16 protein-coding genes are annotated in these 18,227 nt (G+C 39.1%); 12 read left to right on the top strand and 4 right to left on the bottom strand.

Annotated elements, in window-relative coordinates; all coding sequences use genetic code 11:
• Positions 1–33 precede the first annotated feature (33 nt).
• The 3 genes from Q1R07_RS10070 to Q1R07_RS10060 all read right to left on the bottom strand — a co-directional run bounded on the left by Q1R07_RS10070 (position 34) and on the right by Q1R07_RS10060 (position 2,583).
• Positions 34–591 (bottom strand): CopD family protein, encoded by a 558-nt coding sequence (locus tag Q1R07_RS10070; RefSeq protein WP_300489420.1) that lies wholly within the window; start codon positions 589–591, stop codon positions 34–36.
• Between the two features lie 10 nt (positions 592–601).
• On the bottom strand, positions 602–1,618 hold the full coding sequence (gene hemH / locus Q1R07_RS10065; RefSeq protein ID WP_300489417.1) for a ferrochelatase: 1,017 nt from the start codon (positions 1,616–1,618) through the stop codon (positions 602–604).
• A gap of 92 nt (positions 1,619–1,710) precedes the next feature.
• On the bottom strand, positions 1,711–2,583 hold the full coding sequence (locus Q1R07_RS10060) for an AraC family transcriptional regulator (protein WP_300489414.1): 873 nt from the start codon (positions 2,581–2,583) through the stop codon (positions 1,711–1,713).
• Positions 2,584–2,812: 229 nt separating this feature from the next.
• Here Q1R07_RS10060 and hemA point away from each other — a divergent pair, with 229 nt between their 5' ends.
• The 12 genes from hemA to Q1R07_RS10000 all read left to right on the top strand — a co-directional run bounded on the left by hemA (position 2,813) and on the right by Q1R07_RS10000 (position 17,748).
• On the top strand, positions 2,813–4,072 hold the full coding sequence (gene hemA, locus Q1R07_RS10055; protein WP_300489411.1) for a glutamyl-tRNA reductase: 1,260 nt from the start codon (positions 2,813–2,815) through the stop codon (positions 4,070–4,072).
• Positions 4,065–4,982, top strand: a complete 918-nt coding sequence (gene hemC, locus Q1R07_RS10050; RefSeq protein ID WP_300489409.1) for a hydroxymethylbilane synthase — start codon at positions 4,065–4,067, stop codon at positions 4,980–4,982. Before hemA ends, hemC begins: the two co-directional genes overlap by 8 nt.
• Positions 4,982–5,659 carry a uroporphyrinogen-III synthase gene (locus tag Q1R07_RS10045; protein ID WP_300489406.1) on the top strand — a complete coding sequence of 226 codons (678 nt, stop codon included), beginning with the start codon at positions 4,982–4,984 and terminating at the stop codon, positions 5,657–5,659. Before hemC ends, Q1R07_RS10045 begins: the two co-directional genes overlap by 1 nt.
• Positions 5,656–6,168, top strand: coding sequence for a GNAT family N-acetyltransferase (locus tag Q1R07_RS10040; protein ID WP_300489403.1), 513 nt, complete (start codon positions 5,656–5,658; stop codon positions 6,166–6,168). The genes Q1R07_RS10045 and Q1R07_RS10040 overlap by 4 nt, the downstream gene beginning before the upstream one ends.
• Positions 6,169–6,203: 35 nt before the next feature.
• Positions 6,204–7,229, top strand: a complete 1,026-nt coding sequence (gene hemE, locus Q1R07_RS10035) for a uroporphyrinogen decarboxylase (RefSeq protein ID WP_300489400.1) — start codon at positions 6,204–6,206, stop codon at positions 7,227–7,229.
• A gap of 33 nt (positions 7,230–7,262) precedes the next feature.
• Positions 7,263–7,820, top strand: a complete 558-nt coding sequence (locus Q1R07_RS10030; protein ID WP_300489397.1) for a DUF3575 domain-containing protein — start codon at positions 7,263–7,265, stop codon at positions 7,818–7,820.
• Between the two features lie 2 nt (positions 7,821–7,822).
• On the top strand, positions 7,823–8,728 hold the full coding sequence (gene hemF / locus Q1R07_RS10025; protein ID WP_300489450.1) for an oxygen-dependent coproporphyrinogen oxidase: 906 nt from the start codon (positions 7,823–7,825) through the stop codon (positions 8,726–8,728).
• A gap of 64 nt (positions 8,729–8,792) precedes the next feature.
• Entirely contained in the window at positions 8,793–9,839 is a 1,047-nt protein-coding gene (locus Q1R07_RS10020) for a DUF4421 family protein (protein ID WP_300489394.1), read from the top strand.
• 313 nt (positions 9,840–10,152) lie between these two features.
• Positions 10,153–11,310 (top strand): HlyD family efflux transporter periplasmic adaptor subunit, encoded by a 1,158-nt coding sequence (locus Q1R07_RS10015; RefSeq protein WP_300489391.1) that lies wholly within the window; start codon positions 10,153–10,155, stop codon positions 11,308–11,310.
• A complete protein-coding gene (locus Q1R07_RS10010; RefSeq protein WP_300489388.1) occupies positions 11,303–13,462 on the top strand; it encodes a peptidase domain-containing ABC transporter in 2,160 nt (719 codons plus the stop codon). Before Q1R07_RS10015 ends, Q1R07_RS10010 begins: the two co-directional genes overlap by 8 nt.
• A 20-nt stretch (positions 13,463–13,482) precedes the next feature.
• Positions 13,483–16,656, top strand: coding sequence for a lantibiotic dehydratase (locus Q1R07_RS10005; RefSeq protein WP_300489386.1), 3,174 nt, complete (start codon positions 13,483–13,485; stop codon positions 16,654–16,656).
• 3 nt (positions 16,657–16,659) lie between these two features.
• A complete protein-coding gene (locus tag Q1R07_RS10000) occupies positions 16,660–17,748 on the top strand; it encodes a zinc-binding alcohol dehydrogenase family protein (RefSeq protein WP_300489384.1) in 1,089 nt (362 codons plus the stop codon).
• A gap of 239 nt (positions 17,749–17,987) precedes the next feature.
• Here Q1R07_RS10000 and Q1R07_RS09995 read toward each other — a convergent pair whose 3' ends face one another.
• Positions 17,988–18,167, bottom strand: coding sequence for a class I lanthipeptide (locus tag Q1R07_RS09995; protein ID WP_300489382.1), 180 nt, complete (start codon positions 18,165–18,167; stop codon positions 17,988–17,990).
• Between the last annotated feature and the right edge of the window lie 60 nt (positions 18,168–18,227).

Genomic DNA, 18,227 nt, shown 5'->3' with positions numbered 1-18,227 from the left:
TGATAATTGCGTTATTTTGAAATCTTTGAACATTTATGACTGGTTTCTTTCCCGAATTCGTTTGTACAGCTTATACCCTAACATGAGCAGGATCGAAAATACAAAAATTCCGATTACGCCATAAATCCAATTTAGCGCGTCTTTTAAAATTACCAAAAACACTACCGCAAACAGGATAAGCGTCGCGCCTTCGTTCCATATTCTAAAAAAAGCCGACGTATGACGAATTTCATTTCGTTGTAATTGCAGGAAAATCTGATGGCATTTTAAATGATACAGGTACAATAGAAACACAAATCCCAACTTTACATGCATCCACGGCATTTGTAACCAGGCATTACCCAGCGTTGTAAAAAACAACATCCAAAAGGCAAAAATACTTGCCAATATGGCCGAAGGCCAGGTAATAATATACCACAAACGATAGGACATCAATTGATACTGTTTGATCAGTATCTCTTTTTCCGGCGACGGTTTATCTTTTGCCTCAGCGTGATAAACAAATAACCGAACGATATAAAAAAGCCCTGCAAACCATGTGATTACAAAGATGAGATGCAGGGACTTTATATAATTATAATATTCTTCCATCTAAATGGCGTTAATTTTTAGACCAGTCTTTAATCCAGTTGCTCATTGTGTCAACCCAATTATCATCGTCATTTAAACACGGTATTGCCAAAAAGTTTTCGCCGCCGTGTTCTTTAAACTGATGGTTGGCTTCCATCGCAATTTCTTCCAGCGTCTCCAAACAATCGGCTACGAAAGCCGGCGTTACAACGGCCAGATTTTTAATGCCCTTTTCCGGCATTTTGTTGATCTCAATGTCGGTATACGGCTCCAGCCATTTGTCTCCTGACAAACGCGACTGAAACGTCTGACTGTATTTTTCTTTGGGGATATTTAATAATTCCACAACCTGTCGTGTCGTTTCAAAACACTGGTGACGGTAACAGAATTCGTGTGCCGGTGATGGTGTATTACAACAGCTTCCGTCAATTTTACAATGCGATTTGGTCACATCGGTTTTGCGGATATGACGCTCCGGAATGCCGTGGTATGAAAACAACAACTGATCGTATTCAAAACCTTCCAGGTGCTTTTTAATCGAATCCGCCAGATTCTGGATATAATCCTTTTTATTGTAAAAAGCCGGTACGATGGTAAACTTCATTTGCGGGAAATGCTTTTGGCGCAATTCTTCGGCCAATACAAGAATGGTCGTTGTCGATGCCATCGCATGTTGCGGATATAGCGGAAACAACAGCACTTCTGTTACGCCTTTATCGGCCAATTCCTGTAAACCGCTCAAAATGGAAGGGTTTCCATAACGCATCGCCAATGCTACCGGAAGCTCAACTCTTTCCTGTACTTTTTTATGCGTACGCTTGGAAAGTACAATTAAAGGCGAACCTTCTTCCCACCATATTTTTTTATAGGCTTCCGACGAACGCTCCGGGCGCTTTCGCAGGATAATCCCTCTTACCAATAAGGCGCGCAGTAAAAAAGGTACATCGATTACATATTTATCCATTAAGAATTCATCCAGATACGGCTTTACATCTTTCGGTTCCGGACTTTCCGGCGAACCCAGGTTTACTAACAATACTCCTTTCATAAATCTTTTTTTTCGCAAAATTATCGGCTTGCGAACTATTTCATGGTTTATATTAATCTCTTTTTTTAATACTCCTATAACTACTTTATATATTAGGAACTGATATTGATCGACATCAGGTATTTTTTGGGCGTCGTTCCGAATTTCTTTTTAAAAGCCGAAATAAAATGACTCGCCGTACTATATCCTATTTTCAATCCGACTTCGTTTACGTTATACGAACCGCTATCCAGCAATTTTCGTGCATATTCCATTTTATAGTCAAATAGAAAACTGTATACCGAATCGCCATAAATCTGTTTAAATCCCATTTTAAGCTTTTTCAGATTGAGTCCCACCTGATCGGCCAGTTCCTGTAAACCCGGTGGTTCGGCCATATTAGCCAGCACAATATCTTTGGCTTTCCGGATCTTTAATACATTCTCTTCGTCAATCAGAAACGGACATTGTTCGGCATCGGGATCTTCGCTTCGGTTAAAAAACAAACTCAGCAATTCGTATCCTTTCCCTTTATAATATAGCTTTTTAATGGACGGATTCAGGTTATAATTAAAAATCTGATTCAACACAATCGCCATCGACGGACTGATATTTTCCTCTTTATAATATTTTTTATCCCGGTTTTCATCGCTAAGAAACGGAATATATTCGGCTTCGGACGAAAATAACGCGTGGAATTTCTGAATCGAAATCAATACCGATACCACCCACGAATGCGGTTCGATTGTTAAGTTCAACGGCAGTTCTTTTTGCGGGTTGTAAAGCAACAGTGATTTTTCCTCAACCAGATCGAGCGCATAACTCCCCTGATTAAAAAGAAACTTCGCTTTTCCCTTTAGTCCGAAATGAAACTGGATCAACCCCATGTTCACCGGACGTTCAAACTTTACAACATCATTCGTATCATTCTGAAAACGAATTAAAAAAAAGTCTTCTTCAATTTTTATGTCTTCCTGAGAACCCATAGCGGTATTTTTTCGTATATAAATAAAAACCCACGGATTTTCTTTATTTAGAATAATTCCAAATAAAAATTACGTAAGGCATTGATTTCTCTACAAATTTAAAAGATTTTGAGCAGACAATCCTATTTTAGTTTAAAATATCTTGAAGCGATACAAAAAGACCTTTGAGCGTTATTTTTATAAATCAGATAGTAATACTTTTGTTTAACTTTAGATTAAAGTGGAAAAAATGGAGAACAATACGATATCGAAGCATCCAACTTTTTATGCCGTTGGATTGAGTTACAAGAAAGCGGATGCCGAGATGAGAGGAAAATTCAGCCTTGACAGCCTGGCGAAAGATAACTTACTGATTCAAGCAAAAAACGATGGCCTTGATGCCATGATCGTTACCTCTACCTGTAACCGAACCGAAATTTACGGTTATGCACAACATCCTTTTCAGTTAATAAAATTACTTTGCGAAAACAGTCAGGGTACTATCGAAGATTTTCAGAAAGTAGCCTATGTCTATAAAAACAACGAGGCCATTAATCATATGTTTCGTGTGGGAACCGGATTGGATAGTCAGATTTTAGGTGATTTCGAAATTATAAGTCAGCTGAAAAATGCTTTTATCGAATCCAAAAATCATACGTTAGTCAACAATTTTCTTGAACGTTTGATCAACGCTGTGATCCAGTCCAGCAAACGCATCAAAAATGAAACCGAGATCAGTTCCGGTGCCACTTCCGTTTCGTTTGCCGCGGTACAATATATTATGAATAACGTTCCGGATATCAGTTCGAAAAACATTTTATTGTTTGGAACCGGAAAAATCGGGCGGAATACCTGCGAAAACCTGGTTAAGCACACCAAAAATGATCATATTACACTGATCAACAGAACCAAAGACAAAGCGGAGAAAATTGCCGGGAAATTCAACCTGATCGTAAAAGATTATGCCGACCTGCAATTGGAAATTCAAAAAGCCGATGTGCTTGTTGTTGCTACCGGAGCACAAAATCCAACGATCGACAAAGCCATCCTGAATCTGAAAAAACCGTTGTTGATTCTGGATTTATCCGTGCCTAAAAATGTTGATGACAATGTAAAAGAATTGTCGGATGTAACATTGGTTCATATGGATCATCTTTCGCAAATGACCGATGAGACATTGGAAAACCGCAAAAAACACATTCCGGCAGCCGAGGCCATTATCGAAGAAATAAAAGAAGAATTCTTTAACTGGACCAAAGCCCGAAAGTTTGCGCCAACCATTCATGCGTTAAAAGAAAAACTTAACACGATTAAAGAAAGTGAACTGAATTTTCAACGCAAAAAATTCGACAACTTCGACGAGGAGCAGGCGGAAATTATAAGCACCCGCATTATCCAGAAGATAACCACCCATTTTGCCAATCATCTGAAAGACAACAATACCATGGTCGACGAAAGTATCGAATGGATTGAAAAAATTTTCCAGATAGAAACTGCTAAAAATGAATAAAACAATACGTATTGGAACACGCGATAGTGAGCTGGCGTTATGGCAGGCGCACACCGTGGCCAAAAAACTAAACGACTTAGGATACCCTACAGAAATTGTCGCCGTAAAATCTACAGGCGACATTATTTTGGATAAACCTTTGTATGAATTGGGCATCACCGGTATTTTTACCAAAACGCTCGATATCGCAATGATTAAAGGTGAAGTAGACATTGCCGTTCATTCGATGAAAGACGTTCCCACAGCACTTCCAACAGGAATTGTACAGGCAGCCGTTTTGGAACGTGCGAATACCGTTGATATTTTAGTCCACAAAGGAAACCTTGATTTTTTAAACGGCAATGGCATTATTGCCACCGGAAGCCTTCGTCGTAAAGCGCAATGGCTTCATAAATATCCAACGCATGAAGTGGTCGATTTACGCGGAAATGTAAACACCCGTATGCAAAAATTACACGACAACAACTGGAACGGTGCTGTTTTTGCAGCAGCCGGACTGGAACGGATCAATCTAAAACCCGATACCTATATCGATCTGGACTGGATGACTCCTGCACCCGCTCAAGGGGCAATGGTTGTTGTTGCCATGGAAAATGACGCTTTTTGTCGTGGGGCCGTAGCCCAATTAAACCATAAAGAAACCGAAATCTGTACGCATATCGAACGACAGTTTTTACGGGAACTGGAAGGCGGTTGTACCGCTCCTATCGGTGCTTTGGCAACCGTTTCCGAAAATACCATCACCTTTAACGGGGTTTTATTTTCGCTGGACGGAACCGAAAAACACGAGATTGAAAAAGTCGTTTCCCTGGACGATTACCGCGAACTCGGTCAAAAAGCCGCTCGTGAAGTGTTGGATAATGGTGGAAGTGTCCTGATGACGCTTATTAAAAAAACATTACAAAAATAATGCAGGAACCGATTCGCATCATCAGCACCAAAAAACTTCTGTCCAACCAGAAGCAATACCTGCTGAATGCCGGTTTTTCGGTTATCGAATCGGATTTTATCAAAACGGAAGACTTGCCTTTTTCAATGCCAATGCTTCACGATTCCCTGCTATTCACCAGTCAGAATGCCGTTCATAGTGTCCTGAAACACGTCGATCTGGCAACCTTACAACATAAAAACGTTTTTTGCGTTGGCATAAAAACCAAAGCCCTACTCGAAGCAAACGGTTTTACCGTGCTGGCCTGTACCGGATATGCCGCCGAGTTGGCCGATTATATTACAAAGCATTGCCCACAAACGAGTTTTACCTTTTTTAATGGTAACTTACGTCGGGATACGCTACCGGAAGCTTTGCATCAAGCCGGGATACTTTTTAACGAAGTAACCGTATATGCGACCGTATTAACACCACATCCGATAAAAACCAAAGCTGCCGGCATCCTGTTTTTTAGTCCGTCGGGTGTTGAAAGTTATTTAAAAGAAAACACCATTACCGACGAAATGTGTTTTTGTATCGGAACAACAACTGCGGAAGCGTTGGAAAATAGCACACAAAACACTATTATTGCCAATCAGCCTACCATTGAAAACACGATAATTCAATGTCTTAATTACTTTAAATCCGTACCGTCATGAATTATCTTTTAGAAAATCAGGAAACAAACCGCTTACTATTCCGAAAACTGACTCCTTCGGATTTCGAAAACTGGCTACCCTATCATCACGATACCGAAGCCATCGAATTTTACAATGCCGGAAAAGCACCCGAAGAAGCTTGTAAAAAATGGTTTGAAGAACAATTTTTACGATACGAACAACAATCCGGAGGTTTACTCATTCTGGTTGATAAAAAAAGTAAAGCCATTATCGGACAATGCGGATTGGAACCCGATGCGAACGACCCCCATAAAGTGGTACTTCGTTATGCACTCCTTCCGAAATTTCGCGATAAAGGCTATGCCGAAGAAGCTTTACAACATTGTATTAAAACGGCTTTTGACACCATGAAAATCAAATCCCTTTTCGCCTATGTGAGTCCGTCGGATCAGGAACGCGAAGACATTTTCAGCGAATTGAGCATGGAATGGGAAGATACCGACATTGTAAACCACACCATTGTCAATATATTTAAAATAAAAAAATAAGCAATCGGTTAGACGATTGTTCAAAACAACAGATTATGATACAGAACGATTTATTTTTAAGAGCTTTAAAAGGAGAAACCGTGGAAAGACCACCGGTATGGATGATGCGTCAGGCGGGTCGTTATTTACCGGAATTCCGGGCATTGCGCGACAAGTATGATTTTTTCACCCGTTGTAAAACTCCCGAATTGGCTGCTGAAATAACCGTTCAGCCGATCCGTATTGTAAAACCGGATGCAGCGATCCTTTTTTCGGATATCCTTGTCGTTCCGCAAGCAATGGGAATTGATGTAGAACTAAAAGACAATTTAGGACCAATTATCCCAAATCCGATTCGTTCGGCTGCCGATGTGGCAAAAGTTTACAATCCGGATATTCAGGAATCGCTAGGTTATGTGATGGATGCGATCAAACTGACCAAAGAAATGCTAAACAATGAAGTGCCATTGATCGGTTTTGCCGGTTCACCATGGACGATTTTTTGTTATGCTGTGGAAGGAAAAGGTTCGAAAAGTTTCGATACGGCCAAAGGTTTTTGCTTTTCGCAACCGGAAGCGGCGCATACCTTACTACAAAAAATCACCGATACTACGATTGCCTATCTGATCGAAAAAGTAAAAACCGGAGTGAATGCCGTTCAGATTTTTGACAGTTGGGGGGGAATGCTTTCGCCGGTTGACTACCAGGAATTTTCATGGAAATATATCAACCAGATTGTAGAAGCACTGGCACCACATACCGAGGTAATTGTTTTTGGAAAAGGATGTTGGTTTGCTTTAAACGAAATGGCCAAAAGTAAAGCCTCCGCTTTGGGAGTAGACTGGACTTGTTCGCCACAAAATGCACGTTACCTAACCGGTGGAAACATCACCTTACAAGGAAACTTCGACCCTTCGCGTTTGTTATCGCCTATTCCAACCATCAAAAAAATGGTACACGAGATGATCGATGCGTTCGGAAAAGACAAATACATCGTTAATCTGGGACATGGTATTTTACCAAACATCCCGGTTGATCATGCCAAAGCGTTTGTAGAAGCAGTAAAAGAATATCAGAAATAAAAAAGAGTATCCCCTTATAAATCCCCTTTCCCCGTGACATACAAAAACAAGCTTTACCTGTTATTGGTTTGCCTGATAACTTCGGTTACTTTCGGCCAGACGCGTATTAAAGGGAATATTGCCACTGCTTTGGCGGTCATTCCGAATTTTGGTATAGAAACCAAAATCGGTGAGAAAATGACATTCCAGTTCGATGCCACCGCTTCTTTCTGGAAATCGTTTAAAGGTAGCCCGATGGAATTCACACTGGCTTTTGCAGAAGTCCGCTATTATACGAAAGACATCAACAGCGGCTTTTTTGTTGGCGCACACGTTGGTGGAAGTCAATATAAAATCCAAAAATGGGATTCCTGGCATATGGATTATTATCAGGAAGGTATTGGCGTAATGATGGGAGCGACTATTGGTTACCTCTATCCGATAAATGATCATTTTAGTCTGGAATTATTTTTAGGTGGCGGAAACCATCAGGGTTTTTACAAAGGTTATACGATAACAACACACGAGCGAATTGACGGCGCTGAGAAATACAATAAAAGTGGTGAGTTTCTTCCGTATCGCGGTGGTTTAATGTTGGTTTATAAATTATAATGATGAAAGAACAATTTTATACATACATACAAAATTTACAGGACACCATTACGGCAGCTTTGGAAAAAGCCGATGGGAAGGCTGTTTTTCACCAGGATATCTGGGAACGTCCCGAAGGCGGAGGCGGTAGAACCCGGGTGATCGAAAATGGTGCTGTATTCGAAAAAGGAGGCGTTAATATTTCGGCCGTTCACGGACCACTTCCTGCAGCGATGCAAACCTACTTTAATGTAGGAGATGTTGATTTTTTTGCCTGTGGTCTGAGTTTGGTCCTTCACCCAAAAAATCCGATGGTACCAACTGTTCATGCCAACTGGCGTTATTTTGAAATGTATGATAAAGACGGAAACGTTATCAACCAGTGGTTTGGCGGTGGACAGGATTTGACACCTTACTATCTGTTTGAAGAAGATGCCCGACACTTTCATCAGGTTTGTAAAACAGCCTGTAACAAACACAATCCGGCATTTTACGATCTGTTTAAAAAACAATGTGATGCCTATTTTTGGAATGCACATCGCGAGGAAGCCAGAGGAATCGGCGGACTTTTCTTTGATCATTGTAAAGCTACCGAAACGATGAGCATGGAGCAATGGTATGCTTTTGTGACCGAAGTTGGAAATAGCTTTTTGGAGGCCTATCTTCCGATTGTGGAAAAACGAAAAACATTGGATTATACGCCGGAAAACAGAACCTGGCAGGAAATCCGACGTGGTCGTTATGTCGAATTTAACCTCGTTCACGACAAAGGAACCTTGTTTGGTTTAAAAACCAATGGGCGTATCGAAAGTATATTAATGAGCTTACCACCACATGTACAGTGGGTTTACGATCATCATCCGGAAAAAGACAGCCCTGAAGAGCAGTTGCTTTCCGTTTTAAAAACGCCTGTTGACTGGCTAAAATAGTTTTTTGTAACTTGCGGGCTTAAATCGATTCATGACCGATACGCTAACCATTCCCCTCTAACCGATGGATTTTAGAAAACTTGTTTTCATCGGATATTGTATATTTCTGTCGACTTTTGCTTTTTCACAAAATGATACCATTCAAGAAGTTACGCAAAAGTACGACACGCTGTATCGTGTCAATTATGCTAATAAAATGATATGCAAACTGAATATCGATTCCGATATCAACAATCTGTATATCCGCAATGTCAAGGAAAAATCGGAAAATAAATTTATTCCGAATGAGATTTTTAAGCTCCGTTTTTCGTTCGACTATCGGTTTTTAGGGCTAACGGTTTCTTTTTCGCCCAGTTTCTTCCCGGGAAATAACGACAATGCCATCAAAGGCAATACCCTGATTCTGGATTTAGGCTTTAAGTTTTTTTATTCCGATCGACTGCGACAGGAAATTATCTATAAAAACGTACAGGGTTATTATCTTGTTTCTCCGGAAAACGACGAATTGATCGAAGCGTTCCCGCAAATGAAAGTGAACACCTATGGTGGAAAAACATTCTTTATTGTAAATCGGAATTTTTCCTATCGCGCCTACGAATCGCAAACCGAACGGCAAATGCAGAGTACAGGTTCTTTTATTCCAAGCATTTATTATGCCTACAATACTCTTGAAACCAATGCTGATAACTCCAGTAAGCTTTTTATCGATAAGATTTATTCCTATGATGTGATCGTTCAAGCCGGTTATATGTACAATCTTGTGTTGGATAAAAAATGGTTTGCCACAGCCGGATTACATCCCGGAATCGGTTATAATCATTCCAAAAACTTTTACCTCAACAATCAAAGCAGTCAGGAATTGGAAAAAAATTCGCAAGGTGTTAATATTAACATCGATGCCAACCTCGCTTTGGGCTTTAACAACAGTAACTTCTTTTCCGGCTTCAAAGCGAATTACCGGAATTTTAACTACATCAACGAACTGAATACGGAGTTTATCAGTAGCCGTATTGGATTCGATTTTTTTATCGGATACCGCTTTAAAGAATCCAAACCCATTAAAAAAGTTTTTCAAAAAATCGAAAAACAGTTGGACAGACTTCCAATATAATTCGACAAAAAACCGTTTTTATTCCTTTTTTAGCAGCGCTGTTTTACTTCTTTTTTCCCTTCGGAAGAACGGATTGCTACCTTTTTTACCATACGCCTCCTCAAGAGTCTCCCTCAAACCAATTTTGAATTAAAATATTGCAAATCAATAATTTACACCTTTAAAAACCAGTCATTTTTTATAAATTTCGGGTTACTTCACTTGTACACGCTACATATTATTCGTTGTTTTGAATCAAAACCCAAGCACATGAATACTGAATTTTTTAACCAAAAAGGTCAGTTATGTCTAACCTTTAAAAAATAATAGCGTGATGAACGATCCGAACATTTTCCCGGAAGATATTCTAAAAAGCACTGTAGAATATCACATAGCAAAACATAACAAAAAAACCAATGTTATTTTTTGGGCCATATTTATAACACTGTTTAGTGCTGTAATCGCTTTACCATTTATATATGTGGATTTATATACCACTAGTAGAGGTCATATTATCCCACAAGAGAAAAAAGCATCCTTATATGCTCCCGCCAGTGGCCGCGTAATTTTTTCAAAATTGGAAGAAAATCGAAAAGTAGAGGCTGGCGACACCCTATTAATTATCGATCATAAAATTATTGAGGAAAAAGGACGTCTAAACAATATTCAGACCAACGAATTCCGCGATTATATGAACGATCTCCGTCAGCTTTTAAAAAGAAATTACGGCGCGCTTAAAACGGAACAATACAAAAAGGAATACCTGAAACACGCTCAGGAACTTTATAATATCGATGTTATCATTAAAACGTCCCAAACGGAGTTCGACCGTGCCGATCGTCTTTATAACAAACAAATCATCGCCAAAGCCGAATATGAAAAAACATTACTCGATCTGAACAAACTTAAAAACGACCGGGTAAACATTATCAAGCAAGCCGAATTAGGGTGGCAAAAGCAACTAACCGAATATTCTCAAAATGTTACCAACATTCACTCCAATTCCAATCAATTGCGTGAAGAAGAAAAAACGTATGTACTGATTGCTCCGATAAGTGGCGAGTTGTTAAATGTACAGGGAATCAGCAAGGGAAGTACCATAACTCCGGGAAGTGTGATTGCCGAAATCTCCCCGGATCGCGATATCATCGTGGAAACCTTTGTTTCTCCATCCGACATTGGCTATATCAAAGAAAGAGAAAACGTAAAATATCAGGTCGATGCCTACAACTCCAATCAATGGGGATTTGCAACCGGACAGATTATCGATATAGGAAAAGATGTGATTTTTATCGGTGAGACACCGGTATACCGAATCAGAAGTTCAATCGCTAAAAAAAGTTTGTATCTGAAAAACGGTTCGGAAGGAAAACTGAAAAAAGGAATGACCGTTACCAGTCGTTTCTTTCTAACCAAAAGAAGTATGTTCCAATTATTATTTGATGAAATTGAAGATTGGTTAAACCCTTATAACAGTATTAGAAATGAGTAAGATCGCCATAAAACAACACGACTACAGCGACTGCGGCGCCACTTGTCTGGCTTCGGTTGCCGAACACTATAACCTTAGTTTACCGATTTCAAGAATCCGTCAATATGCCAGTACAAGCCAGAAAGGAACTACCCTTTTGGGATTACGCGAAGCAGCAATTAAACTGGGATTTCTTGCAAAAGGTGTAAAAGCTTCTTTTGACAGTATCAAAGACATTCCGCTTCCGGCGATTGCTCATGTGATTATCAAACACGAAGAACACGAATTCCCACATTATGTAGTAATTTATAAGGTGACCGATAAGTATATCCAACTTATGGATCCGGCTTCGGGTAAAATTGAAAAAAAATCGCATGAAGAATTCAAAAGCATGTCGACCGAATATTATTTAATTCTGATTCCGGATGAAGACATTTTCAAGGAACGAAACGAAAAAATTTCCAACCTAAAACGTATTGCTTTCCTTTTAAAACCGCATAAATATATTTTGATTCAGGCTTTTATCGGTGCTGTGATTTACACACTCTTAGGCTTTTCCATGTCTATTTATGTCGAAAAAATAACCGATTTTGTATTGGTTAGCGGAAATAAGAGCCTGTTAAATCTGATGAGTATTATTGTTTTGGGATGTATCCTACTCCAATTTACCTTCGGTGCGCTAAAGGATTTCTTCCTGCTTAAAACTAGTCAGCAATTGGATTCCCGTTTAATTCTGGGGTATTACAAACATTTGTTTACCATGCCACAAAAGTTTTTCGACACGATGCGAATCGGAGAGATCATGTCTCGTATTGGAGATGCTGTAAAAATCAGATTGTTGATCAACGAAACTGCGCTAAGTGTTTCGGTAAACATTCTGATCGTAATTTTCTCTTTTATTTTTATGTATACCTATTACTGGAAACTGGCACTGATCGTTTCGTTAATCATTCCGGTTTATGTGATCATCTATTTTATTGTCAACAACCTGAATAAAAAAGCAGAACGTCAGGTGATGGAGAAAAACGCCATTCTGGAAGCACAATTGGTCGAGTCGATTAAAAACATCGGAACGGTAAAACGTTTGTCATTGGAAGATTTTTCCAAAAACAAAACCGAATTACGCTTTATCGATCTTTTAAAAAGTATTTATGCTTCCGGTATTAACAGTATTTTTTCGAGAGTTTCAACGGAATTTGTTTCCCGTATTTTTACCGTTATCCTATTATGGGCCGGTACACATTATGCTATCGACGGACAAATTACACCGGGTGAATTATTCTCTTTCTATTCTGTAATTGGTTATTTTACTGGACCGGCTTCTCAATTAATCGGAACCAATGTTCAGATTCAAAATGCCATGATTGCAGCCGATCGTTTGTTTGGTATTATGGATTTGGATAATGAAAAAACCGAAGCGACAATCAACCTCAACAAAAACAATCTGGGTGATATCGAATTTAAAAATGTGGACTTTTCGTATGAGATCGGAAGAAACACCTTTAAAGAACTCAACCTTACTATTCCAAGAGGCAAATTCACCGCTATCGTCGGCGAAAGTGGAAGCGGAAAAAGTACGATTGCTTCCCTGATTCAGAGTATTTATCATCCGACAGACGGTAAGATTTCTGTTGGGAATTACGATCTGAAATATATTTCAAAAGACAGTATTAATAAATTGATCACTACTGTACCGCAAAATGTAGAGCTTTTCGACGGTTCCATTATTTCGAATATTGCCATTGGTGATCAAAATCCGGATATGGAGCGTATAATCGATGTGAGTAAAAAAGTAGGTGCTTACGATTTTATCGAATCACTACCAAATGGATTTGACACTTATCTTGGGGAATTCGGAGCCAATTTATCGGGTGGAGAACGGCAACGAATCGCTTTTGCAAGAGCTTTATATAAAGATCCGGAAGTGATCATTCTGGACGAAGCAACATCGGCATTAGACTCCGAATCGGAACTGGTAATCAAAAGCTTAATCCAGGATTTATCCCAACAGGGAAAAACAATTATTGTGATCGCACATAAGCTTCATTCTATAAAAAATGCCGATATTATCATGGCCTTTAAAAAAGGAGAACTTATCGAAAACGGAACGCATGAGGATCTGTTAAACCAAAAAGGCTACTACTACAAAATGTGGCAAAACAATTTAAACTAAAAACCCAAACCAACTATAGTATGAAAAATTATTCTTTTGCTGCTAAAGCTATCGTCAGAACGCCACTTGAGCCAAAAAAAATGGATATTACCTGGGAAATGATTCAGGACATTTTTAAAAACCCTAAAAACCGTGAAGCACTGTTTATCGGATCGCCGAGTATTTACAAGGCTTTCGAATTATGGGAACAAGGTGAGGCTTTCCAAGACGAAAGTGATCTAAAAAACCTAAAAGGTTCTCTTTACAAATATACCTCTCGAATGTCCAACCGATGTACTCCTTTTGGTATGTTTGCCCATGTGTCGGCTATCGATATGGGAGCGGAAACCAAAATCGATTTCGAAAAAGCGGCGATTAGTCGTTATACCAAATACGATATGTATTTTTTGGGTAGTTTTATGCCGATTATTACAAAAGAAAACGCAATACGCTCGGTATTGCAGTATTTTCCGAATACTTCTGTTTATACCGTTTTCGACAAGTTCCGTTATGTGGAATATTATTTTAAAAAGAACGCCCGACTTCATAAAATTTCGGAAGTACTGGCAACCGAATATCTGGACATCGTCCTGAAAAAAGCGGCCAACGGAGCGACTATTTCCGAATTGGCACAACACCTGATTTCGGATGAAATCACCGAAAAAGATGCACTCGCTTTTATCAATACCATTATCGACAGTCAGTTTTTGGTAAGCGAACTGGAATTTACATTAACCGGCGCCGATTATTTCGAAACGTTAATCGCTAAATTTAAAGAAGATCGTTTTGCATTCCATGAAGCACAGGTAATTCTGGAACTTATCCTTACTTTAAAAGAAAAGATCAGCAATCTGGACGAAAATGTTTTTAATGATCCTGAAAAATACCGAGAAATCTATACCATGTTAAACCAAGAATTGGACGAAGTAGATGAGTCTAAATTATTTCAGGTAGACGGTTACAGAACATTACCGGATGCGAGTCTGAGCAATAAAATACTAAAAAAGCTGCGTAACGGTGTAACGGCTCTGAATAAATTACAACCGCTACATGAGAAAAGCAATCTAAAAGAGTTTAAACGAAAATTTGCGGAGCGCTATGAAGAATACGAACAACCATTGATCAAGGTTTTAGATCCGGATGTGGGAATTGGTTACGGAAAACAATCCGGTGCCAAAACGCCTTTGGTTGACGAATTAAATATTATTCCAAATTATTCCAACTACAAACAGGTAAATATTAGTCCGGAAAGAGCTTTTCTGTTCCAAAAACTGGTTCAGGCTACCCAAATCGGTGCCAGCAGTATTTCCCTAACGGATGAAGAGATTAATCAGTTTGACGAAAAAGAACGTTTATATCCCGATAGTTTTTCGGTTTTCTTTAATCTGTTCCATGAAAATAACGACGAAAAAATCGCTTTGACTTCGGTTGCCGGTCCTTCGGCCAATGGTCTTATCGGTCGTTTCGGACACCTGAATGAAAATATTATGTCGCTTTGTGATGAAATCTCCGAAAGAGAAAAAGCATTACATCCGGATAAAATTATTGCAGAAATTATTCACCTACCGCAAGCGCGTACCGGAAATATCCTGTATCGCGGTTTCCAAAGGGATTATGAAATTCCGTATTTGGGAAGTTCATCACTGGATCTGGAACATCAGATAGCGGTAGAGGATTTGTATATCTCCGTAAAAAACAACCGCATTATCCTACGTTCTAAAAGATTGGGCAAAGAAATCATTCCCCGATTAGGAAATGCACATAATTACAGTGCCAATGCACTTCCGATTTATCATTTCCTTTGCGATTTACAAAACCAGGATTCTTCCGGTATCGGATTTACATGGGGTGAATTACAGAATGATTTTAGCTTCCTTCCAAGGTTGTCTTATAACGATATTCTATTGTCGAGAGCCACATGGAATTTATCAGAAAAAGATATTAAATTCCTAACTTCCCTAAAAGAGGATACTATTATCGATACGGTACGCGCTTTCCAAAGCGAGCGAAAAATCCCGAATATCGTTGCTTTTGTTCAGGGCGATAACGAAGTAGTTGTAAACTTCACCAACGATCTAAGCTGTAAAGTCTTTACTTTAATGCTAAAAGGAGAGCGTTTTATCCAGCTAAAAGAGTTTTTGTTTCAAGAAGATACCGTAACGGAAAATTACTGTAATGAGTTTATCGTTTCGGCTTTTAAAAATGCTGAAGTAAAAAAAGAAACCAATAATAAACACACCGAAATAGTTTCGGCTTATAAAGCCAAATCGCTTCAGGAAGGCACTCCTCTTGACAATAGCACGGTGACACCATCGTTCTCCATTGGTGAGGAATGGTTGTACTACAAATTCTATTGTGGTGAAAGAGCCGGTGAAGAGCTTTTAAACAGAGCGATCAATCCGATTGTAGCCGAACTGGAATCCAAAAATCTGATTCAAAAATGGTTTTTTATCCGTTATCAGGATGCCTCTGGTCATCATTTGCGTTTCCGTGTATTACTAAACGACAAACACCATTTTACGGAATGTATCAATATTATTAAAGAACACATACAACCGTTTGAAAAGAACAATATCATCTGGAAAACGCAAACGGATACCTATCTGAGAGAATTACAACGCTACGGTCATTTGGCGATTGCCGAAACCGAAAGTTTGTTCCATCACGATAGCGAATGTACACTGCGTTTTGCCGATATGATCGAAGGGGATCAAGGTGAAAAAATCCGTTGGAAATTCTGTCTGTTATCGATGCATTTCTTGTTGGAAGATCTTGGATTTAGCTTAAAAGACCGAATTGAAATGCTTAAAGTTGCCAAAACGAGTTTCGGAAACGAATTTAACCGTTCCGGAGCGGGCGATCTGAACAAGCAGATTAACGAAATGTTTACTAAAAACGAACGCGATATTGAGTTGTTTATGGACGAATCCTTAACCGACGAAATGTATGCGCCGATATGGGATGTGCTTAAAGAGCGTTCGGTTAAAAACAATGCGGTGGCCAAACGTTTGCAGGAACTGGCACAAACGCAACAACTGCCAACCTCTTTTGGTTCTATAGCCTTGAGTTACCTGCATATGATTTGTAACCGGGTGTTTATTGCCAAACAACGGGTACATGAAATGGTTGTTTACGATTATCTGTACCGTTATTACAGCAAACAACTGTACACCTCGAAAGCCAAAACCGAATCCAAACAAGTTGAAATCCTATAAACTATGAGATCCTTAGCCGTATTAAGCCCTTCATTATTCGAAAAAACAGATGCCCAAAAAAGGCATCTGTTTTCTATTGATAATCTTCAGATTCCTATTGGCCTTGTTATAGGCAATAAACCGGAACTCGATGAAGATTCCGACGCCCATCAAAATGCCGTATTAGTCCGAAAACTAAGTTTTTCACTTAATTATCGCGATTTGGGTGTGATTGAAAATGCCTGGAGAAAAATCGAATCGCTCGATCAGGAAACCTATTATCCGATTGGTTCCGATTTTTGTGGCGTAGTCGAAAAAATCGGGAAAAACGTCACTGCATTTGCAATAGGTGACCGGGTAATCAGTAACAGTTTTTATCCGTTTCCGGAGAACGATTCGTTTCCGGGAATTCCTTCCAACCATGCCAGTCGGGAATTTGAAATTTACAATCAGGGAAAACTAATTAAAATACCGGAAGGAATTACTTCCGAACAGGCCGGCGGAATCGGTATTGGTACACAAACGGCCATGTCTATGATCCGAAGAGCCAATATTAAACCGGGTGACAATGTTTTGGTTACTTCCATAACCTCGAATACCGCTTTTTTCTTTTTAAATCTTTTAAGAGACCTGGATTGCAATGTATATGGTTTGTCCTACTCCGGTAAGAATGTTGAAAGCGTAACGAATCATTTTCCGTTTATAAAGGATGTTTTTAGCTTTAATGAGAACCAATTACCGCAAAACCTGTATTTTGATGTTGTTTTAGATGCGTTTTCCGATACGTATCTGGTTCCGTTATCCGACTATTTAAACCTTAATGCGCGCTATTTAACCTGCGGCATTTACAACCAGTCGGTAGAAAAGATTACTACCGTAGAAAAAACCAATCTAACGCTTTTAATTGCCAGTTTAATGACTCGTAATGTACAATTAATCGGAAACTGTTTGGGAAGTGGCGATGATTTACGTAACGGATTGCAAAAGTTTGAAACACATCCTTTAGTCATTGACAGTACTTTTACCGACAATGATGCGATCAAAGATTTCCTGGATCAAACCTATAACAACAACGGAAATAAGTTTGGTAAAGTTTCGTTTATCTATTCGTAAACGTTTCCTTCCTCCAAACAAAAAGCGTCATTAGTTTCTAATGGCGCTTTTTGTTTGGCTTTATTTCTCTCTTATACCGGTAAAACAAATCGATCTCTGCCCTATTCCATGTAACAAAACGATTCTGATTGTGCTTTTTAAACCGGAATACCTTTGTTCGAACCGGTTTCAATCCGAAGGTATCTAAAATAATAAAAGGCCGTAAAAACAGCCTTTTATTGATCTACCCTATTTCGGGATTATTCTGCTCTTTTAAAAACATCTTTTGTGATGTTATAACTAAGCGCAATAGAAGCTACACCTACAGCTACACATGGTACAGTTGTTGCTCCATCTACAGTCATCATTTGTGTATCTGTTAATTCCGTTACGGTAGAAGCATTAAAGGCTAATTTGTTGTTTGCGTTTTGTGTTTTCATAATTTTTTGGTTTGATTAAATTGTTCCTACTCTGTTAGGGATTTTCGGAGTACTCCCGGT

This window comes from Flavobacterium sp. (assembly GCF_030146175.1).
In the GTDB taxonomy this organism is placed as follows: domain Bacteria; phylum Bacteroidota; class Bacteroidia; order Flavobacteriales; family Flavobacteriaceae; genus Flavobacterium.
Note: the sequence above shows the minus strand (reverse complement) of the source record. Positions and strands in the feature narration are given on the sequence as shown.